The organism is Microbacterium xanthum, assembly GCF_034531355.1.
GTDB classification, from domain to species: Bacteria; Actinomycetota; Actinomycetes; order Actinomycetales; family Microbacteriaceae; genus Microbacterium; species Microbacterium xanthum.
Window position 1 is genome coordinate 192,086 of the sequence record NZ_JAWHUE010000001.1, and the last position, 20,120, is coordinate 212,205.

A 20,120-nucleotide genomic window follows, 5' to 3' on the forward strand; every position below is an offset into this window, starting at 1 on the left:
CAGCCTAGTGCGCGCCCCGCCGAGACGAGACGGTCGCACGATCCTTCGCCAACGGCACCGCCATCGCGGCCGCGACGACCAGCGCGGCGCCCACGCCGACCAGGGCGCCACCGACGGTGTCCGTCAACCAGTGCGCGTGCAGATAGGTGCGGCTGAAGGCCATGAGAAGGACCCACCCCGCCCCGACGATCGCGACCGCGAGGCGGGGGAAGATCACGACAGCGCAGACGGCGAGCGTTGCCGCGTTGGCGACGTGTCCCGACGGATACGACCCATAATCCGACATGACGAGGATCTCGGTGGGACGGGCCCGGCCAAACGTGCTCTTGAGAACCTGCACGAGTACCGCCGAGGCAGCCTCGGCCGCGAGGAAGAACACCGCCGCCCACGGCCGTCGCAGCACGAGGAGCATCGCCGCGCCTCCCAGCGGTACGACGAACACCCCGAACCACCCGCCTCCGAGGAAGTTCATCGCGTACGAGACCGGCGCCGCCAGCGGGATGGCGGTGACGACGAGCAGATCGTTCCACCACAGGTCGACGGCGAACGGGGTGTTGCCGCGGGCGAACGCCCAGGCACCCAGCCCGACGGCGACCGCGATCAGGACGACCCCGATCACGCTGGTCCAGACCGCGGCGCGGACGGGGGTGGCAGAAGACATTCGTCCATTCTGCCCCCGGAACGGGGTCCGGGCTCAGGGCGCCAGACGCTCGACGGTCCGAGGACGCACGATCGCCCACAACGCCACGACCGCGATCGCGCCGCATCCGACCATCACGACCGCCATCGTCGTGGCGGTGATGGCGGCACCGTGCGACACACCGCCCACGATCGGCGACACGAGGCCCGCGACGCCGAAGTTCACCGCGCCGAGGATCGACGCCGCCGTTCCCGCCGCCTTGCCGTGACGATCGAGAGCCAGCACCTGAACGCACGGCATCGTGAATCCCACGCCGGTCATGAACACGAACAGCGGGATGACCGTTCCCCACAGTCCGAGGCCCGCCTGGTCGGTCACGATGATCGCCGCACCGGCGACCACGAGTGTCGCCGTGGAGAAAGCCAGGACCCATTGCGGGCCGTACCGCGCGGCCAGCCGCGAGGCGGTCTGGACCCCGATGACGACGCCGAGAGAATTGACGGCGAACAACAAGCCGTACTGCTGCGCATCCAGGCCGTGGGTCTGCTGGAAGAGGAACGGCGACGCGGACAGGTATGAGAACAGGCCGCTGAAGCTCATGCCGCCGATCACCAGCACACCGAGGAACACGCGGTCGGACAGAACGCTCCGATAGCGCTGGCGCATCGTCATGCTGCCGCGGTCGTGCCGACGTGCCGGCGGCAGCGTCTCGGGGATGAAGACGATCGCGGCGACGAACATGACGGCGCCGTAGCAGGCGAGCACCACGAACAATCCGCGCCAGGGCATGACCTCCAGAAGCGCCGCACCGATCAGGGGCGCCACGACCGGGGCGACGCCGACAACGAGGGCGAGTCTGCTGAGCATGACGACCAGACGCTTGCCGCCGAACAGGTCGCGCACGATCGCCATCGCCACGACACCGCCGGCCGCGGCCCCGATCCCCATGAAGACCCGGGTCACGCCGAGCAGCAGCAGCGTCGGCGCGATCGCGGCGGCGATGCTGGCCACCACGTGGAGGGCGGTCACCGCGAGAAGCGGGATGCGGCGGCCGACCTTGTCGCTCAACGGCCCCACCACCAGCTGCCCCAGGCCGAACCCGATCATCGTGCCCGTGAGGGTCAGCTGAATCGCCGCGGCGGTCGTCTGGAAGTCGGCCTCGAGCACCGGAAACGCCGGCAGGTACAGGTCGATCGTGAACGGGCCGAGGGCGGTCAGCGCACCGAGAAGGACGACGTACAGCACCCGCCGGGACGTCGGAATCGCGTCTCCGGGGTGCAGCACGATCGGTGCGGTCGCCGGGTTGGACCCGAGGGTCCGGATGGCACCGGTCGGGGAGGCGACGACGCGCCGAGCAGGTGTGGTCTGCGGATGAGCCGCGCGGCGGTCGGAGTCGGTGTCGTTCTGTACGGGAAGGGAGGCGGTATCGAGCAAAGGAGGTTTCGTTTCAGCGGCGTGACGGAGCGTCGGCCGGCGGCGACCGGTCTGGCGCGGGATAGACGGCGGATCGCCGTGGCCGAACAGCGGACGCGATGATCCGAATCGATTCGACACGACGAGTGTATCGGATGGCCGCTGAGAAGAAAGGGGGGTGGGCACCGCGGTCGCGGCACCCACCCCCGTCGCCCCCGGAGGGTCGGGATCAGCCCTTGGTCGAACCTGCCAGCAGTCCTCGGACGAAGTAGCGCTGCAGCGAGAAGAAGACGATCAGCGGAACCACGATGGCGACGAACGCGCCGGCCGTCAACAGCTGCCACTCGTTGCCGCGCGTGCCCGTGATCTCGGCCAGCAGCTTCGTGATCGGCGCGACCGGCCCATCGGCGAAGATCAGCGCCACGAGCAGGTCGTTCCACACCCACAGGAACTGGAAGATCGCAAAGGACGCCAGTGCCGGCAGCGTCAGCGGAAGGATCACCCGGAAGAAGATCTGTCCGCGTGAGGCGCCGTCCACGCGAGCGGCCTCGACGATGTCCGCAGGGATCTCCGACATGAAATTGTGGAGCAGGTAGATCGCGAGCGGGAGCGCGAACATCGAGTGCGCGATCCAGACCTGCGCGTATCCTCCCGAGACGCCCAGCGGCTCGGTGATCTGCAGACCGAAGACGTTCAGCCCGCGCGAGAACGAGCTCAGCAACGGGATCAACGCCATCTGGATCGGCACGATCTGCAGCGCGAACACGAAGATGAACAGCCAGTCCCGACCCTTGAAATCGATCCACGAGAACGCGTAGGCCGCGAACGCGGCGATCGTCAGCGGGACGACGGTGGCCGGGATCGTGATGGCGATCGAATTGACGAACGCCTCGGCCATCGTCAGCTGCGTGTTGCCGGCCTGGAGGACCTGCACGTAGTTCTCGATGGTGACCTGCGGGTCGGCGAAGAAGGTCCACCACCCGGTCGTCTTGATCTGCTGCTCGGGGCGGAAGGACGACACGAACAGGCCGAACGTCGGGATCGTCCATGCGACGGCGATCACGATCGACAGCGCCGTCGCCCACGGCCGCGAGAGAACCTTCTTCACACGGCCCGCGGGCCCCCGGCCCCTGCCGTCGGCGCGGTTCATCCCACGCGTGAGCTCTTTCTCGGTGTCGTCGTCCATGGGCAGGTCGACGGGCATGACCTCGCTCATCGGATCTCCTTCTGCTTGCGGATCTGCCGCGCGTTGTAGATCACGATCGGCAGCACCAGGAGGAAGAGGATGACCGCGAACGCGGCACTGCGGCCGGCCTCGAACTTGGTGAACTGGGTGTACATCTCGTTGGCGATCACCGAGGTGCCGAAGTTGCCGCCGGTCATCGTGCGGACGATGTCGAAGACTTTCAACGAGGCGATCGAGATCGTGGTCAGCACCACGATGATCGCCGGGCGGATGGCGGGGACGGTGACGTTCCAGAACCGCTGCCATGCGTTCGTGCCGTCCAATTCCGCGGCCTCGAGCTGTTCGGTGGGCACACCTTTGATGGCGGCCGACAGGATCACCATGGCAAAACCGGTCTGCACCCAGATGAGGACCACGATGAGGAAGAGCGTGTTCCAGGGTTCCGTCAGCAGCCACTGCTGCGGCTCACCGCCGAACCAGACGAGGATCTGATTGAGCAGACCGATCTGCTGGAACTCCGGCCCGCGATAGGCGTACACGAAGTTCCAGATGATGCTCGCGCCGACGAACGAGATCGCCATCGGCATGAACACCAAGACTTTGTAGACCTTCTCACCGCGGGTCTTGTCGATGAAGACCGCATAGGCGAGCCCGACCGCGGTCGAGACGGTGGGGGCGATGAGGACCCACACGATCGTGTTGGCCACGGTGCGGATGCCGTCGGGCTGGGTGAAGATCCAGACGAAGTTGTCGAGACCGACGAACTGGTTCCCCGCGGCGTTCATGAAGGAGGCCACGAAGGTCTGGATGGAGGGCAGGATCAGACCGATCAGAAGCAGCAGCGCCGCCGGGGTCATGAACGCGACCAGCTGGATGAAGTACCCCTTGCCGTTGCGCGAGCGGTAATCCAGGAGGAACATCGCGCCGCCGATGACGGCTGCGGCCGCGGTCGCCCACCACACCGAATTGAACAGCACGACGGTGGCGACCGGGACGAGCAGGCACATCGCCAGTCGGATCCACGTGTAGATCCGCCCCGAGCGCGGGGCGATGTCGATGAGGAACAGGATCAGGCCGATCACGGCGAGGAAGGCGACGACCACGACGATCGCCTGAAGGATGGGATGCAGTGTCCCGACCCATGTGAGGAAGACGGTCACGTCGCTCCTTTCGAGTGCTTCGCTGAACTCGATCCGAAGATCGGACGGGAGAGGAGGGGCCGCCCCGCGCAGCGGGACGGCCCCGTGTACGGTCGGCCGATCAGCTGGGCCAGCCGGCCTCGATCTGCGCCGTGACCTCGTCGACCGGGGTTCCGCTCACCCACGAGACCATGCCCTTCCAGAAGGTTCCGGCACCGACGGCACCGGGCATCAGGTCGGAGGCATCGAACCGGAACGTGGTGTTCGGGTCCTGCAGGATCTCGATCGCCTGCGTCAGCAGACCGGAGGAGGCGTTGGCCGGGTCCAGCCCGTTGTTGGCCGAGATGACACCGCCGAGCGAGACGCGGTTGTTCGCCCACTCGGGGCTCGAGAGGTACTCGAGGACCTGGACGGTGTCGGACTCGTCGTTGAAGGCGCCCACGATCTCGCCGCCCCCGGTGACAGCCGGAGCGCCGGCTTCCTGACCGGGCATGATGAACGCCCACACATCGCCGTCCTCGGCGACGGTGCCACCGGCGTCCTCGATGAACCCGGTGAAGAACGATGCCTGGTGGTGCAGCGCGCAATCGCCCGAGACGAGAGCGGCTGCCGGGTCACCGAACTCCGTGGAGTTGATCGACTGGACGTCACCGAAGCCCGCGTTGACAAAGTCGGGGTTGAGCAGGTACTCGCCCGTCGCGTCGAACGCGTCGACGATCGGCTGGTCGGTGAACTTCACCTCGTTGGCCACCCACTGGTCGTAGACCTCCGGTCCGGACTCGCGGAGCACCATGTCCTCGACCCAGTCGGTGCCGGGCCACCCCGTCGCGTCGCCCGAGCCGAAGCCCGCGCACCACGGCGCCGAGCCGGTGGTGGACTGGATCGTCTCGGTGAGCGCCATCAGGTCGTCGAGCGTCTCGGGAACCTCGACGCCCCACTCCTCGAACATCGCCGGCTGGTACCAGATGAAGCCCTTGACCGATGCCATGAGTGGCGCGCCGTAGAGGGTGTCGTCCACGGTGCCGTAGGCCGCCCAGTCCTCGGACCAGTAGTCGGCGACGTTCTGCTGGACGCCCTCGGGCGCCGGAGTGAGGAACCCGCGCGTGGCCAGGTCCGCGAGCAGACCCGGCTGCGGGAAGATCGCGATGTCCGGCGGGTTGCCGCCCTGGGCGCGGATGCCGATCTGGGACTCGAATTCCTTCGACGCCTCGTACTGGATGTCGATGCCGGACTCGGCCTCGAAGTCGGCCCAGGACTCGTCGAGCAGTTCGGCTTCGGTGTCGGAGATCGTGCCGTAGACGGTGACGACGTTGTCGCTGTCGCCGCCGCCGTCACCGCCGTCGTCCCCTCCGCTCGAGCAGCTGGCGAGCGTGAGACCCGCCACCCCGACCAGGGCGACGGCCGAAAGCGCCTTGTGACGCTGTGTCGCGCGCATATGAATCCTCCTCATTGAGAGCGCAAGTGGTCCCCCGCGTTGGAGCCTCTAAGGAACCGTTTCCATGTCACCGTAGGCTACCGGCCCCCGGGGCGCAACGGTCCGCGCATAACGACATCGTTATCTGCGCGATGGGAGCGCTCCATTGCGCAGATAACACCGAGAAAGCGACTCGCGGCGGGCGGGTGGGCATGTGGAAGCGTTTCCCTTTTCGGGCTCGCTCCTCTACTCTGTGGTCGTGCGCGCAACGACGCGCCGCATGACGAGGACGGATCACGTGAGCGGTATCGAAGACGTCGCGCGCGAGGCCGGCGTGTCGAAAGCCACCGCCAGCCGAGCGCTCACCGGGCACGGCTACGTGGCCGCGGCCACCCGCGCGAGGGTGCTCCGCGTGGCGGAGACGTTGGGCTACGTCGCATCGTCGTCCGCCTCGAGCCTGGCCACGGGACGCACGCGGAACATCGGCGTGGTCATGCCCTACCTGAACCGATGGTTCTTCGCGGAGGTCCTCGAGGGTATCCAAGAGGTGCTCCTGGCCCAGGGGTTCGATCTGACCCTCTACGACGCCAAGCCCGGCACCGACGGCCGCCGACGGGTCTTCGACGACTTCCTCGCCCGCAAGCGGTTCGACGGTCTCATCGCCGTGGCCCTCGAACCCGACGATCACGAACTCGAGCGCCTGGTCGCGATCGGTCGACCGGTCGTCAGCGTGGTCGGCGACAGCCAGGACACCAGTGTCGTCCGTCTCGACGACATGCACGCCGCGCGCCGCGCGACCGCACATCTCATCGACCTCGGCCACGAGCGCATCGCCTTCCTCGGCGGCATCTCCGACCAGGACGGTGCACATGTGGACCGGGAGCGTCTCGGGGGTTACCACGCGAGCATGCGCGATGCCGGCCTCACGATCGAGCACGCTGCCGCCGACGTCTCACTCCCGGGCGGATATGACGCCGCCGTCGATCTGCTCAGCGATCCCGAGCGTCGCCCCACCGCCATCGTCGCCGCCTGCGACGAGGTCGCCATCGGGGCGATCATCGCCGCGCGGCGACTCGGGATCGCCGTCCCCGCCGCCCTCAGCGTCGTGGGCATCGACAACCACGAGTACGCCGAGATGTTCGGCCTCACCACCCTCGAGCAGTCACCCCGCGAGCAGGGGGCCGCCGCCGCGGAACTGCTCCTGGAGCAGCTCCGCGGGGCCGAGGCCGAGCGCACTGAGATGCGCCTTCAGCCCCGCCTGATCGTCCGGAGCTCGACGTCGACACCGCCGGGGACGGCGTCGGTGGCCGTGGGCGCCGTCCCCTGACGCGACACCCCCGGAGACGACAGAACCCCGGATGCCGCAGCACCCGGGGTTCTGGAAAACGCTGAAGTGGATTACTTCAGGGTCACCGTGGCGCCGGCGCCCTCGAGGGCCTCCTTGGCCTTCTCGGCGGTCTCCTTGTTCGCGCCCTCGAGCACGGGCTTGGGCGCACCGTCGACGAGACCCTTCGCGTCGCCGAGGCCGAGCGAGGTGAGCTCGCGGACGACCTTGATGACCTGGATCTTCTTGTCGCCGGCAGCCTCGAGGATGACGTCGAACTCGTCCTTCTCCTCTTCGGCAGCGGCCTCGCCACCGGCACCACCGGCGGCCGGAGCGGCACCGGCGACGGCGACGGGGGCGGCAGCGGTGACGTCGAAGGTCTCCTCGAACGCCTTGACGAACTCGCTGAGCTCGATGAGCGTGAGCTCCTTGAACTGGTCGAGCAGCTCCTCAGTGCTGAGCTTTGCCATGATGATTCTCCTTGCTTGGGGTATCTATCGCCGCAGGCCCGATCAGGCTGCGGACTCCTGCTTCTCGCGCAGCGCGTCGACCGTGCGAACGGCCTTCGACGGGAGCGCATTGAAGACGAATGCCGCCTTGGTCATCGAGGCCTTCATCGCACCGGCGAGCTTCGCCAGCAGGACTTCACGGCTCTCGAGGTCGGCGAGCTTGTTGACCTCGTCCGCGGTGAGGGGGTTACCGTCGAAGTAACCGCCCTTGACCACGAGATGAGGGTGTGCCTTGGCGAAGGCGCGCAGGCCCTTCGCGACGGTGACCGGGTCACCGTGCACGAACGCCACGGCCGACGGACCCTTGAGGTCGTCGTCCAGCGACGAGATCCCCGCGTTGTTCGCGGCGATCTTGGTCAGCGTGTTCTTCACCACGGCGTATTCCGCGTCCTGACGGATGCTGTTGCGGAGCTCCTTGAGCTCGGCAACCGTCAGACCGCGGTACTCGGTGAGCAGAACGGCGGTCGAGTCCTCGAAATTCTTCGTGAGCTCGGCGACCGATGCTTCCTTCTGCGCCATGGCCACTCCTTGATTTCCTCACGGGTACCGCGAGGTGGTGTACGGGACGCCTCGCGGGAGCGGGACGTCGGCCTGGGACATCCGGTCGCTCCGGAAAAGAAAAAAGCTCCGGCGCAAGCGCACGGAGCTGGTCGCCCGATCTTCGGGACTGTCTCGTACACCTGCGCAGGCCCCTGTTCTTCACAGAGCTTCGATCGCATCGCTTTCGCGGCGCGATGACCGGCGGTCTTCGGCTCCGACCATGTTAACCCACGTCCCCGCATCCCCCAAATCCCCCCTCCTCGAGCTCGTCCCCACCCCCGTCCCACGCCCCCTTCGCCGACCCGCCCCTTTCCCGCCGACCGGGCCCTTTGCACCTCGCAAGAAAGGGCTCGGTCGGCAGCAAGGGGCAGGATCGGCGAGATGCGACAGGGTTCACGGGGGCGATGCGACGGGGTTCACGGCGCGCGGATGCCGAAGTGCGCGAGGCGGGCGCCGAGCGCCAGCGGCGTGACCGCGTGTTCGTCACCCCACCGCGCGAGGCGCCACTGCGTCGTCCCGCGGATCCAGTCCTCACGGGCCTTCTCGTCGAGAAGGACCTGCTCGAGGGTACGCCCCGACCGCTGGGCCTCGTCGATGTACTTCGCTTTGCCGTCGCACTCGCCGAACGCGCGCAGCCCCCTCATCCCGATGTCCACGAAGTACGTGCCCCCGTCCGGCGCCGGGACGGGCACCTGCAGCTCGGGCCGCTCGAACCCCAATCGGTGCAGTTGGAGGCGACTCACGCTCTCGAGAGGGAGCTGAGCACGCCCGTCTGCGAGGTCGATGATCCGGCGCGCCTGACGGATGCCCCGCGGGCCGACCGCCTGAGCGCGCGCCGCGAGCCTCGCGGCGAACTCCCCCGCCGCGGAGTCGTCGAACCGTCGCGGATCGCCTCCGATCCGAGACAGAGCCGCGTCCGCCACCGCGATCGCCGCCTCGGCCGGCACCGAGCGGACGACGTCGTAGACGGTCCGCGCGAGGTCCGTGCACAGGACGCCGTCCACCACCCGGATCTCACTCTCGGTGAGCGCCGCCTCGTGGCGCAGCACGTCGTGAACGCTGTGCCGTGACGACGACGCCGCGAGGACGTGAGCGCGTCGCGGCGCCATCCGGTACAACGGCAAACCGTGCATGACCGCCGCCGAGACCCCGCAGAAGATGACGGTGGCGCCGCGCGACTCATGCTCGACGGCCAGCACCAGGGCGCGGTGTCTGGACTCGGCCCACAGTGACGCCCAGGTGCTCGCATCGATGTACCACCCGCGCCTCACCCGGTGCAGGACGCCGGTCTCCACCGCCCTCCCGATCGACCGATCGGACATGCCCGTCTCGATCAGGGCAGCCCGCGACCGCAAGAGTCCGATCAGCTCGTCGACAGTCGCATGACGCATCCGCACACCATGGCGCGGCCCGGCTGCCATGAGGCGCACACCGTCGCCATCCTGTGGACGCGGTCACCGAGACCGTTGCCTGTGCAGAGCCACTCGCCGCACCGGGCGCCCGTGTCGAGCGGTCCCTTTGTCACCGAACCGCCCCTTTGCTTGACGCCAGAAAGGGCGGATTCGGCGAGAAAGGGGTGGCTCGAGGGATCTGGCCGGGCGGGCGGGGCGGGGTGGGGTGTCGCGGGCGGGTGGGCGGGGTGGGGTGTCGCGGGGTGGGGTGGGGGATGCGGTGGGTAGCCTGGAGGGATGACGCCCGAGCTCGCCGCACGCATCGTGGCGGACTCCCGGGACCGCGTGTCATGGGTCCGCGCACGCTCCCGAGGCATCACCGCCACGGACGTGGCGACGCTCACTTCGGAGCGCGCCATCGCCCGCGCGGCGGACGCGAAGCTCATGGGATCGGGTTTCTCCGGCAACGCCTACACCGCGCACGGACGCGCACGCGAGCCCGAGATCGCCGCCTGGGTCGCCGCGACGCATGGGATCCAGCCCTCCAGCGCGCTGTTCCACGCGGTTGTCGAGAAGCGCCATCTCGCCACCCCCGACGGCATCGGCGTGAACGGCACCGGTCACGTCGTCCTCGCCGAGATCAAGACCACCAACAAGGCCTGGCGTTCGATCCCGCGCTCCTACCTGCGGCAGGTGTGGTGGCAGCAGCATGTGCTCGGCGCCGAGCGCACCCTGGTCGCGTGGGAGCAGCACGACGACTTCGTCCCCATCCACGACGAGCCGCGATGCCAGTGGGTCGACCGCGACGAGATCGAGATCGGCAAGCTCGTCACTCTCGCGACCGCACTGATCGACGAGCTGTACCACCGCACTCAGTTCGGCCGCTCGCTGCACCGTCGGGCGGCGCCGCCGCAGGAGCGCGCCGACCGGCGTCCGTACCGCGCGCTCGCCCTCAGCGACTGACCACGACGGCTAGGCGACCACCGTCACCCGCTTCGCCACCGAGTCCCACACCCGCATCGCGACCGCCTCGACGCGCAGGTCGACCGGCCCGCAGACCTCCAGGGCCGTCTCGAGGCGCGCGAGCGGCATCCGCCGCGCGAGGGTCACATGGGGCGTCCACGCTCCCGGCGCCGTCTGCGCGAGGACCCCGCCGGCTCCGCCGAGCCGCGCGACGACGTCGCGCTGCAACCGCAGCATCGCCTCATCGACCACCACATGACAGGCCAGCACGCGACGGTCGCCGCCACCGAACAGGACGAGCCCGGAGAGCTCCACCGGACGCGGCAGCGTCGCCGCGAGGCCCGCGAGGCGCGCGGCGTCGGCGACTCCGCCCGCGGCCTCCCCGGGACAGACGGCGAGGGTGATGTGCGGAGCGTTGGTCGCCCCGGAATGCCGCCCGGCACTCGGCAGGTCGGCGGCCATCAGCGCCGCCCACGCCCGGCGCACCGCCGCGTCGCCATCGGCGTCCAGCAACAGCTCCACGCTCCGCATACCGCCATTCTCCCGGGCATCGACCGGTACCGCGCCGCGCGTCCGGGCGCGCGACGCGAGTTCACCCGGAGACCAAATGGTTGACCAAGGTCAACCATTCGCTTATGGTTGACCTCGATCAACCATCTTTCCGGCGTCGCCGGATTCCGCCCATGTCACCGCGAGGCTTCATGTCACCCTCCCTACCCACCCCCGCCGCGCCCGCGCGGCGCGGGGTCCTGCCCGCCCTGATCGGCCTCCTCCTCGGGATGTTCGTCTCCATGCTCGCCGCGACGGTCGTCTCGACGTCGCTGCCGGTCATCATCCACGACCTCGGCGGCGACCAGGCGGCGTTCACGTGGGTGGTGACGGCGACGCTGCTGACCACGGCGATCTCCACCCCGATCTGGGGAAAGCTTGCCGATCTCTTCGACCGCAAGCTCTTGATCCAGATCGCGATCTCGGTCTTCGTGCTGGCCACCGCCGCGGCCGGCTTCTCCCAGGACACCACGATGCTCATCGCGTGCCGTGCCGTACAGGGCGTGGGCGCCGGGGGGCTCGCCGCCCTCAGCCAAGTGATCATGGCCGACATCATCAGCCCCCGCGAACGGGGACGATACATGGGTCTGTTCGGCGCCGTGATGGCCGTGGCCACGATCGGCGGCCCCCTCTTGGGCGGCGTCATCACCGACACGCTCGACTGGCGATGGAATTTCTTCATCGCCCTGCCCTTCGCGATCGCCGCCCTCGTCATCCAGCAGCGGACCCTCCACCTTCCTGACCGCCCTGCCCGACGCGTTCGCATCGACTATCTCGGCATCGTGCTGCTCAGCTCCGCGGTCTCGCTGCTGTTGATCTGGGTCACCAACGCCGGCGACGCCTACGCGTGGTGGAGTCCGCAGACGGCCCTCATGGCCGGCGGCGCGCTCGTGGCCGCGGTGCTGTTCGTCCTCGTGGAGCTGCGCTCGGCCGACCCGCTGGTTCCCCTCACCCTGTTCCGCAACCGCACCTTCACGCTCGCGGTGATCGCGTCGGTCGCCACGGGGATCGCGATGTTCGGCACGTCGGTCTTCCTCAGCCAGTACATGCAGATGGCACGGGGCGCCACGCCGACCGAAGCCGGCGTGATGACCATCCCCATGATCGGCGGGCTGCTCATCGCCTCCGTCACGGTCGGCGCACTGATCACACGGCACGGCCACTGGAAGCCGTATCTGATCGGAGGTTCGCTCCTGCTCGTGGCCGGGTCCGCCACGCTGTCGACGATCGAGTACGACACGAACTTCGCCCTCGTCTCGCTGTACATGTTCCTCCTCGGCGCCGGGGTGGGGACGACCATGCAGAACCTCGTCCTCATCGTCCAGAACACCGCTCGCCCCGATGAGATGGGTGTGGCCAGCTCGGGAGTGACCTTCTTCCGTTCCCTCGGTGGGACGGTCGGCGTCTCCGTCATGGGCGCCACCCTGGCGTCGTCGGCGGCATCCCTCGTCGCCGACCGACGGGCCGAGATCGCGACCGCGCTGACGGCGCTCGGTGCCGACGGGGTCGAGGTCGCCGAACAGCTCCAGTCGGGGACCCTCCCGCAGGTGTCCGCCCTGCCCGAGAGCCTTAGCGTGATCTTCGAGGATGTCTATGCGACGTCGATCGCGCACGCCTTCCTGATCGCCCTCCCCGTCGCTGTGCTCAGCCTCATCGCCATCGCGCTCCTGCCGAACCTCCCCCTGACCCGCATGACGACGAACGAGCGGCGACAGGCGGCGGAGGCGGACCTGGCCACGGTGTCGGTGAGCGAGGGGATGGATGCCCTCGCCCCGACGGCGCGCGCCGACGCGGGCGGAACCCCGGACGACACCGACTCCGGCGGGCACCGGCACGCGGGCCAGTAGGGTCGAAGCGATGAGCGAGCCCGCGGACACGGAGCCGAACCCCTCCGGCGGCGCAGCGGATCCCCACGTCGTGGCCACCCGCGCGCTGGAGGCGGAATTCGGCGAGCTGATCGCGCGGTTCCGCCACGTGATCGCCGAGCAGGCCGACAGAGTCAGTCCCGGGATGCTCCCGGGCGCGTACAAGACGTTCACCACCATCACCCGGATGGCCCCGGTGTCGAGCTCGGCGCTCGCGGAGGCGCTTCTGGCCGACAAGGCGCAGGTGAGCAGAACCGTGCGGGACCTCGAAGCGCTCGGCCTCATCCAGCGGTCCCCCGACAGCGACGACCGCCGCGTCAGCCTGCTGTCACCGACCGCCGAGGGGCTGCGTCGCCTGGAGGCCGCACGGGACCCGCAGCGGAACTCGCTCATGCGACGGATGTCGACGTGGGACCTCGATGACATCCGCACCCTCACGCGGCTTCTGCGGGCGCTGCGGGACGACTCGACAGCTCCTTAGCGGCACGGTGACCGCGTCGTAACACGGGCGAGACAATCGCAGGGTTGACTGTCTGTCACAGGCAACACGAGTGCCGACGTCGGCACGCAGGGAGGGGGCGACCGATGAAATTCCGGCCGCTGCGACCGATTTCCGTGGCGAACGAGATCGGTCTGCCCGATCCGCCCGAGACCATGCGGGCCGTCGTCTTCGATGAGACCGGCGACCCGGACGTGCTCCGTCCGACCACCCTCCCCGTGCCGACCCCCGTGATCAGCGAGTTGCTCGTGCGCATCTCGGCGGCGGGAGTGAATCCCATCGACGCCAAGACCCGTGCCGGGCGCGGTGTGTCGGGGGCGATCCCCTCGCTGCCGAGTACTCTCGGCTTCGATTTCAGCGGTGTGGTGGTGAACGCTCCCTACGAGGCGCATCCCTTCCCACCCGGCACCGAGGTCTTCGGCATGGTCCCGTTCCCGCGGTCCGGCGGCACGTACGCCGAGTACGCCGTCGTGCCCACCCTCTCCGTGGCCCGCAAGCCCGCGACTCTGTCCCACGTCGAGGCGGCGGGCGTTCCGCTCGCGGCGTTGACCGCGTGGGGCCTGGTCGTCGAGACCGCGCACGCACACGAAGGCCAGCGTGTGCTGATCCACGCCGGCAGCGGCGGCGTCGGGCACTTCGCGGTGCAGCTGGCCTCCTACTTCGGCGCGCACGTGACGGCGACCACTTCGGGGCCGAACGCCGCGTGGCTGCGTGAACTGGGCGCGTCGGTGGTCATCGACTACGCCTCGACACGCTTCGACGAGGTCGTCGGCGACATGGATGTGGTGATCGACCTCGTCGGCAACGCAGACGGGAGCACGGGGACGCGGTCACTGTCGGTCCTGCGTCCGGGAGGCCTGTACATCATGGTCCCCACCGGCTCATGGCCCGAGTATGCGCACGCCGCGGCGGAGGCGGGGGTCCGAGCGACGTCGTACAAGGTGCTGCCCGACGGGAATGCGCTCGCGACGATCTCGCGACTCCTCGAATCGGGCGCGATCCAGGTGTACATCGACCGCATCTTCGAGCTGGATGAAGCGGCGGACGCGCATCGCCACCTCGAGTCCGGGCACACTCGCGGCAAGAGCGTGCTGCGCATCGGCGAGGACTGATCGCACTCGACGCTCCGTCGGGTCACAGCCGCCGGAGGGCGCGGCCGGCCTCCGCGGCGACCTCGGCGGCGACGATATCGAGTGTCGTCGACCGCAGATTCCATTGCTGCCAGTACAGCGGCACGTCCACGGGCGGCCCGTCCAGCTTCTCGAGCTCACCGCTGCGGATGGCCGGAAGCGCCTGCGACTCCGGCAGCATCCCCCATCCCAGCCCGAGACGGATCGCGGTCGCGAACTCACCCGACGACGGCACGTAGTGGGCGGGGACGGCGCCGGGATCCACGCGCACGGCGCGCAGCCAGCGGTTCTGCAGGTCGTCGCGCCGGTCGTACTGCACGACCGGCGCAGTACCGAGTCCGCCCGCGTCGGCCAGACCCCACCTCGAGGCGAACGCGGGTGTGGCCACGGGCAGGTACCGCAACGCGCCGAGCGGGTCCACACGGCACCCGCTCACCGCGTTCGCGGCCGAGGTGACCGCGGCCAGCACGACGCCGCTTTCGAGCAGGGTCGCGGTGTGGTCCTGATCGTCGCGCTGCAGATCGAACACGACGGGGTGCACCTCCGCGACGCGGGCGAGCGGGCGGAGGAACCAGGTCGCGAGCGAGTCCGCGTTCACGGCGATCGCCACGCTCACGCGGACGTCGGCCTCCTCCGCGCCCAGCTCGACCGTGGCCTCGTGCTGCACGAGAGCCATCTGCCGGGCAAGGCGGACCACGACGGCGCCTGCGCTCGTCGCGCGCGCCGGCTTGGCGCGCACCAGGAGCACCCGTCCGAGAGTCTCCTCCAAGGTCTTCACGCGCTGACTCACCGCCGACGGAGTCACCCGCAGCCGCCGCGCCGCGGCATCCATGCTGCCCTCGTCGACGATCGCGGCGAGGGTCTCGGCGCTTTCGAGGGGAATCTGCATCTTAAGCTCCGCTCATGATCCTTCACGATCTTTCGCTGTACTCAGCTTAGGACGTCGCTCTACCGTGATGGTGTGACGATGACCTTCCTCGCCGGCCTCGGCCTCGGCCTGTCCCTGATCATCGCGATCGGTGCGCAGAATCTGTTCGTGCTCAGGCAGGGGCTGCGTCGCGAGCGCGTCATGCTCGTCGCGACCATCTGCACCGTGTCGGATGCCGCGCTCATCACCCTCGGAGTCTCCGGCGTGGGCGCATTGCTGACCGCGATCCCCTGGCTCGTCGACGCCGTCCGATGGACCGGCGCGCTCTTCCTCGTCGGGTACGGACTCCTCGCCGCGCGGCGCGTGTGGCGGCCCCGCGGCGAGGCGCTGCGTCCGCCCGCCGACGAGACCGTCCCGGAGTCCCCGGCGGTCGACCACGTGCATGCCGCCCCGCGAAGACCGGTGACGACCCGCACGCGAACGCGGTCGATCGTGCTCACGACCCTCGCCCTCACCTGGCTGAATCCGCACGTCTACCTCGACACGGTCTTCCTCCTCGGCTCGATCGCCAACACGCACGGCGACCAACGCTGGGTCTTCGCGGCGGGCGCCGTCCTCGGAAGCGTCCTGTGGTTCTACGGACTCGCCTTCGGTGCGCGGTTCCTCAGCCGCTGGTTGACCCGGCCCCGCGTCTGGCGCGTGCTCGACGGCGTGTTCGCGGCGATCATGATCCTGCTCGGCGTGAGCCTCGTACTGCCGCACTGACGCCCGCCACCCGCGGCACGCTTCGCGTCGCGATGCGGGGGGGGGGGGGCGAGCGGTGCGGCTCCTCGGATCACCGCGGGCTGATCGGGGTGGGTACGCCCCGCGCCTGGCCGATCGCCCGGGCCGCGGCCAGCGCCAGGTGATCCGCACCGGCAGCGGCCATGACTTGCACGCCGACCGGCAGCCCGTCGGCGGCGAGTCCGGTCGGAACGGCGATCGCGGGCAACGCCAGGTAGTTCGCCGCGACGCTCAGCCGGTAGCGGCGCCACCAGTCCCCGGCCGTGCGCGCATCCGCGAGGTCGGCATCGGCGTGCGCGGGACGCGCCTCCGACACCGCCCCCACCAGCACCGGATTCTCTCGGAAGAAGCTCTGCCACGCGGCCGCGACGACCGCTCTGCGCGCCCACACGGCCATGTACTCCTCCACGGAACCGATGTGGGACTGGGCGCCGCCGGCCAGCTCCAGGAAACGGGAGGCCCCGGCACCGAGCGGCGGACCCCATCGGTCGGGACCATACGCCGCCTGCATCTCGGTCGTCGAGAGGAGCCGCCACCCGGCGACCGCCTCGTCGAGCAACGGCGGTTGCCCCTCGACGATCTCCCACCCCGCGCGTTCGAGCGCATCGACCGCCGCGTCCTGCGCGCGGAGGTTCGCCTCGCTCTCCCCGTCGCGGAACGGATCACGCACAATGGCCGCGCGCTTCAGGGTGTCGACGGCGGCGGCCGCGCGGGTGACCGCGAACGGATCCACGTCGTCCGCCCCATCGACGACGTCGAACACCGCCGCCACGTCATCTGCGGAGCGCGCGAGGATGCCGGTGGTCGAGAAGTGCTGCAAGGACAGCGGAACCGGATCGCGCCGCCGGGCCGCCGAGGACGGGATCCGCCCGCCGGTGGGCCGGAAGCCGACGACACCGACCGCATCGGCGGGCACGCGCACCGACCCGCCGTAGTCGTTCCCGAGGCCGAAGGCGACCATCCCCGTAGCCACAGCCACCGCGTCTCCCCCGCTCGAACCGCCGGGCGAGTGACGCGTCGACCACGGATTCCGCGTGCGTCCGAAGACATCGTTGTCGGTGTCCCACCGCATGCCGAAGTCCGGCATGTTGCCGCGACCGAGCGGAATCGCGCCCGCGGCGCGCAGGCGGGCGACCGCGGTGGCATCCTGTTCCGGAACCGCGTCGAGGGCCCCGCGCCAGCCGTGCGTGGTCGCCGACCACATCAGGTCGATGTTCTCCTTCACCGAGAACGGCACGCCCGCCAGAGGTCCGGGGTCGTGCCCGGCGCGCACCGTCGCGTCGACGGCCGCAGCGGCCTCGCGGGCCTGCTCGGCGAAGACGACGGTCAGCGCGCCGACGCGAGGGTTGACCTCGTCGACGCGGTCCAGGTGGGCCTCGACGACGACCGCGGCGGAGAGATCCCCTGCGCGCACGCCCGCGGCGATGGCGCGAGCGGATTCCCGCCAGGAGTCGGCCTCGACACTCATCCGGTCATCATCTCAGAACGACGGAACGGGCCTCTCCGTGCGGAGAGACCCGTTCCGGGTGATCCGATCGATCAGATGGCGTTGACATCCAGCGGGATGCCGGGGCCGAACGTGGTCGACACCGTGCCCTTCTGGATGTAGCGGCCCTTCGAGCTCGACGGCTTCAGTCGCACGATCTCTTCGAGGGCGGCCTGGATGTTCTCGTCCAGCTGCTCGGCCGTGAAGGAGGCCTTGCCGACGACGAAGTGCACGTTGGCGTGCTTGTCGACGCGGAACTCGATCTTTCCGCCCTTGATCTCCTCGACGGCCTTGGCCGGGTTCGGAGTGACGGTGCCGGTCTTCGGGTTCGGCATGAGGCCTCGGGGACCGAGGACCTTGCCGAGACGTCCGACCTGGCCCATCAGCTCGGGCGACGACACGGCAGCGTCGAAGTCGGTCCAGCCGCCGGCGACCTTCTCGATGAGCTCGGCGCCGCCGACCTCGTCGGCGCCCGCGGCGATGGCCGCCTCGGCAGCCGGGCCCGTGGCGAAGACGATCACACGGGCGGTCTTACCGGTGCCGTGGGGCAGGATGACGGTGCCGCGCACCATCTGGTCGGCCTTGCGGGGGTCGACGGCGAGCTTGAGCGCGACCTCGACGGTCGAGTCGAACTTCGCCGAACCGGTCTCCTTCGCCAGGGCGACGGCCGCGGTGGGCGTGTAGAACGTGCCATCCTCGATCTTCGAGGCTGCGGCTGCGTAGGACTTGGACTTGGTAGCCATTCTCGTTACTCCCCTCAGTCCTCAACCGTGATGCCCATGGAACGGGCGGTGCCGGCGATGATCTTCGAGGCGGCCTCGATGTCGTTCGCGTTGAGGTCGGGCTGCTTGGCCTGGGCGATCTCGCGCACCTGGTCCTTGGTGATCTTGCCGACCTTGACGGTGTGCGGCGTGGCCGAGGCCTTCTGCACGCCCGCGGCCTTCTTGATCAGTTCTGCCGCCGGCGGGGTCTTGAGGATGAACGTGAAGCTGCGGTCCTCGTAGACGGTGATCTCCACCGGGATGACGTTGCCGCGCTGCGACTCCGTCGCGGCGTTGTACGCCTTGCAGAACTCCATGATGTTGACGCCATGCTGACCGAGCGCGGGGCCGATCGGCGGCGCCGGGTTGGCGGCACCGGCGTTGATCTGGAGCTTGATCAGGCCGGTCACCTTCTTCTTCGGTGCCATTTCCTTTTCCTTTCATCGAACCGGATGCGCATGCGCATCCTGCTCTCCCGCAGACCCGGCGGTTCCGGGCAGCGGTATCCCGCGAACGGGAAGCGTGTGGGTGTCAGACCATCTTCGTGACCTGGTCGAACGACAGCTCGACCGGCGTCTCGCGCTCGAACAGCGACACGAGCACCGTGAGCTTGCCGCTCTCGGGCTTGATCTCGCTGATCGATCCGGGAAGACCCGCGAAGGAGCCTTCCTTGATCGTGATGGTCTCGCCGACCTCGAAGTCCACCTCGGCCTGAACGGTGCGCGCCTGTGTGGGCGAGCCCTTGGGGGCCGATCCCTTGGCGGGCGTGGTCTCCTTGACCTCGACGAGGGACTTCAGCATGTTGAAGGCCTCTTCGAAGCGCAGCGGCGTCGGGTTGTGCGCATTGCCGACGAAGCCGGTCACACCGGGCGTGTGCCGCACGACCGACCAGGTGTCTTCGTTCAGCTCCATGCGCACGAGCACGTAGCCGGGGATCCGGACGCGCGTGACCATCTTGCGCTGCCCGTTCTTGATCTCGACGACGTCCTCCATGGGGACCTCGATCTGGTAGATGTCCTCTTCGACCTCGAGCGTCGACTTGCGCTGCTCGATGTTGGCCTTGACCTTGCGCTCGAAGCCGGCGTAGGAGTGGATGACGTACCACTTGCCCTCGAGGGAGCGAAGCTCGGCGCGGAAGGCCTCGTACGGGTCCTCCTCGACCTCGTCCACGATCGCCGCGGCGTCGGCCACGTCGGCAGCCAGTTCGGGGTCGACCGCCGGGGCGTCCTCGTCACCGTTGACGTCGGGACCGTCGTAGGGAGCGACCTCCTCGGCGGCCTCCGCCTGTCGCTCGGTCGCCTCCTCGGCGAGCGAGTCGGTGAGCACTTCGGCGGCGGCTTCCGCCTCGTCGGTGCGGTCGATGTTCAGCGCGTCGTTCACGATGGCGTCTGCTTCCGGGTCGGTGGTGTCGACGTCGTCGAGCGACGTGTCGTCCTGATCGTCGGAGGTCTCGTCGACGACGTGGATCGCGACGTGTTCGGCGGAGGTACTGGCCTGTTCCTCGCGCGCGAGCTGGTTGCCCTCCTGGGCCTCGTCGTCCTCGGAGGACTGCTCCGCGGCGGTGGCCCAGTCGGCGTCGTCGACATATCTTTCAGACAATTGATTCTCTTCCGTGTCGGTGGGCGCGTGAGGCGCTCACCACCCGCTGTTCGACCGGTGG

General features: G+C 69.1%; 20 protein-coding genes. 6 read left to right on the forward strand and 14 right to left on the reverse strand.

Annotation, left to right across the window (positions count from 1 at the left end):
• Positions 1–4: 4 nt before the first annotated feature.
• The 5 genes from RZO50_RS00955 to RZO50_RS00975 form a co-directional block, all read right to left on the reverse strand.
• On the reverse strand, positions 5–661 hold the full coding sequence (locus tag RZO50_RS00955) for a phosphatase PAP2 family protein (RefSeq protein ID WP_322597845.1): 657 nt from the start codon (positions 659–661) through the stop codon (positions 5–7).
• Positions 662–694: 33 nt separating this feature from the next.
• Positions 695–2,074: a multidrug effflux MFS transporter gene (locus tag RZO50_RS00960; RefSeq protein ID WP_416211477.1), complete on the reverse strand. Its 1,380-nt coding sequence runs from the start codon at positions 2,072–2,074 to the stop codon at positions 695–697.
• A 208-nt stretch (positions 2,075–2,282) separates the two neighbouring features.
• Positions 2,283–3,269, reverse strand: a complete 987-nt coding sequence (locus RZO50_RS00965) for a carbohydrate ABC transporter permease (RefSeq protein WP_416211478.1) — start codon at positions 3,267–3,269, stop codon at positions 2,283–2,285.
• Positions 3,266–4,399, reverse strand: a complete 1,134-nt coding sequence (locus RZO50_RS00970; RefSeq protein ID WP_322597846.1) for a carbohydrate ABC transporter permease — start codon at positions 4,397–4,399, stop codon at positions 3,266–3,268. Before RZO50_RS00970 ends, RZO50_RS00965 begins: the two co-directional genes overlap by 4 nt.
• A gap of 100 nt (positions 4,400–4,499) precedes the next feature.
• Entirely contained in the window at positions 4,500–5,813 is a 1,314-nt protein-coding gene (locus RZO50_RS00975) for an ABC transporter substrate-binding protein (protein ID WP_322597847.1), read from the reverse strand.
• A gap of 277 nt (positions 5,814–6,090) precedes the next feature.
• Between RZO50_RS00975 and RZO50_RS00980 the strand changes: the two genes are divergently transcribed.
• Positions 6,091–7,119: a LacI family DNA-binding transcriptional regulator gene (locus RZO50_RS00980; protein ID WP_322597848.1), complete on the forward strand. Its 1,029-nt coding sequence runs from the start codon at positions 6,091–6,093 to the stop codon at positions 7,117–7,119.
• A 71-nt stretch (positions 7,120–7,190) separates the two neighbouring features.
• Here the strand turns inward: RZO50_RS00980 and rplL are convergent, their stop codons facing one another.
• The 3 genes from rplL to RZO50_RS00995 all read right to left on the reverse strand — a co-directional run bounded on the left by rplL (position 7,191) and on the right by RZO50_RS00995 (position 9,556).
• A complete protein-coding gene (gene rplL, locus RZO50_RS00985; RefSeq protein ID WP_322597849.1) occupies positions 7,191–7,586 on the reverse strand; it encodes a 50S ribosomal protein L7/L12 in 396 nt (131 codons plus the stop codon).
• Positions 7,587–7,628: 42 nt separating this feature from the next.
• Positions 7,629–8,144, reverse strand: coding sequence for a 50S ribosomal protein L10 (rplJ, locus tag RZO50_RS00990; protein WP_071044368.1), 516 nt, complete (start codon positions 8,142–8,144; stop codon positions 7,629–7,631).
• Between the two features lie 437 nt (positions 8,145–8,581).
• Positions 8,582–9,556, reverse strand: a complete 975-nt coding sequence (locus RZO50_RS00995; protein ID WP_322597850.1) for a hypothetical protein — start codon at positions 9,554–9,556, stop codon at positions 8,582–8,584.
• Positions 9,557–9,853: 297 nt separating this feature from the next.
• Here RZO50_RS00995 and RZO50_RS01000 point away from each other — a divergent pair, with 297 nt between their 5' ends.
• The gene (locus RZO50_RS01000) at positions 9,854–10,519 is read left to right on the forward strand and encodes a YqaJ viral recombinase family protein (RefSeq protein ID WP_322597851.1); all 666 of its coding nucleotides are present in this window, start codon (positions 9,854–9,856) and stop codon (positions 10,517–10,519) included.
• A 9-nt stretch (positions 10,520–10,528) separates the two neighbouring features.
• On the opposite strand, the gene RZO50_RS01005 is transcribed toward RZO50_RS01000, so the two are convergent.
• The gene (locus RZO50_RS01005; RefSeq protein WP_322597852.1) at positions 10,529–11,050 is read right to left on the reverse strand and encodes a 2'-5' RNA ligase family protein; all 522 of its coding nucleotides are present in this window, start codon (positions 11,048–11,050) and stop codon (positions 10,529–10,531) included.
• Between the two features lie 170 nt (positions 11,051–11,220).
• On the opposite strand from RZO50_RS01005, the gene RZO50_RS01010 reads away from it, so the two are divergent.
• The 3 genes from RZO50_RS01010 to RZO50_RS01020 all read left to right on the forward strand — a co-directional run bounded on the left by RZO50_RS01010 (position 11,221) and on the right by RZO50_RS01020 (position 14,544).
• Positions 11,221–12,915, forward strand: coding sequence for an MDR family MFS transporter (locus RZO50_RS01010; RefSeq protein ID WP_322597853.1), 1,695 nt, complete (start codon positions 11,221–11,223; stop codon positions 12,913–12,915).
• A gap of 10 nt (positions 12,916–12,925) precedes the next feature.
• Complete coding sequence (locus RZO50_RS01015) at positions 12,926–13,414, forward strand: MarR family winged helix-turn-helix transcriptional regulator (protein ID WP_322597854.1); 489 nt, start codon at positions 12,926–12,928, stop codon at positions 13,412–13,414.
• A 104-nt stretch (positions 13,415–13,518) separates the two neighbouring features.
• Positions 13,519–14,544 (forward strand): NADP-dependent oxidoreductase, encoded by a 1,026-nt coding sequence (locus tag RZO50_RS01020; protein ID WP_322597855.1) that lies wholly within the window; start codon positions 13,519–13,521, stop codon positions 14,542–14,544.
• A 22-nt stretch (positions 14,545–14,566) separates the two neighbouring features.
• Here RZO50_RS01020 and RZO50_RS01025 read toward each other — a convergent pair whose 3' ends face one another.
• A complete protein-coding gene (locus RZO50_RS01025; protein ID WP_322597856.1) occupies positions 14,567–15,451 on the reverse strand; it encodes a LysR family transcriptional regulator ArgP in 885 nt (294 codons plus the stop codon).
• Positions 15,452–15,529: 78 nt separating this feature from the next.
• Between RZO50_RS01025 and RZO50_RS01030 the strand changes: the two genes are divergently transcribed.
• Positions 15,530–16,195: a LysE/ArgO family amino acid transporter gene (locus RZO50_RS01030; RefSeq protein ID WP_322598712.1), complete on the forward strand. Its 666-nt coding sequence runs from the start codon at positions 15,530–15,532 to the stop codon at positions 16,193–16,195.
• A 70-nt stretch (positions 16,196–16,265) separates the two neighbouring features.
• Here the strand turns inward: RZO50_RS01030 and RZO50_RS01035 are convergent, their stop codons facing one another.
• The 4 genes from RZO50_RS01035 to nusG form a co-directional block, all read right to left on the reverse strand.
• The gene (locus tag RZO50_RS01035) at positions 16,266–17,681 is read right to left on the reverse strand and encodes an amidase (protein ID WP_322597857.1); all 1,416 of its coding nucleotides are present in this window, start codon (positions 17,679–17,681) and stop codon (positions 16,266–16,268) included.
• Between the two features lie 71 nt (positions 17,682–17,752).
• Positions 17,753–18,442, reverse strand: coding sequence for a 50S ribosomal protein L1 (gene rplA / locus RZO50_RS01040; RefSeq protein ID WP_322597858.1), 690 nt, complete (start codon positions 18,440–18,442; stop codon positions 17,753–17,755).
• Between the two features lie 14 nt (positions 18,443–18,456).
• A complete protein-coding gene (gene rplK, locus RZO50_RS01045; RefSeq protein ID WP_194422877.1) occupies positions 18,457–18,888 on the reverse strand; it encodes a 50S ribosomal protein L11 in 432 nt (143 codons plus the stop codon).
• 103 nt (positions 18,889–18,991) lie between these two features.
• Positions 18,992–20,059, reverse strand: coding sequence for a transcription termination/antitermination protein NusG (gene nusG, locus RZO50_RS01050; RefSeq protein ID WP_322597859.1), 1,068 nt, complete (start codon positions 20,057–20,059; stop codon positions 18,992–18,994).
• Between the last annotated feature and the right edge of the window lie 61 nt (positions 20,060–20,120).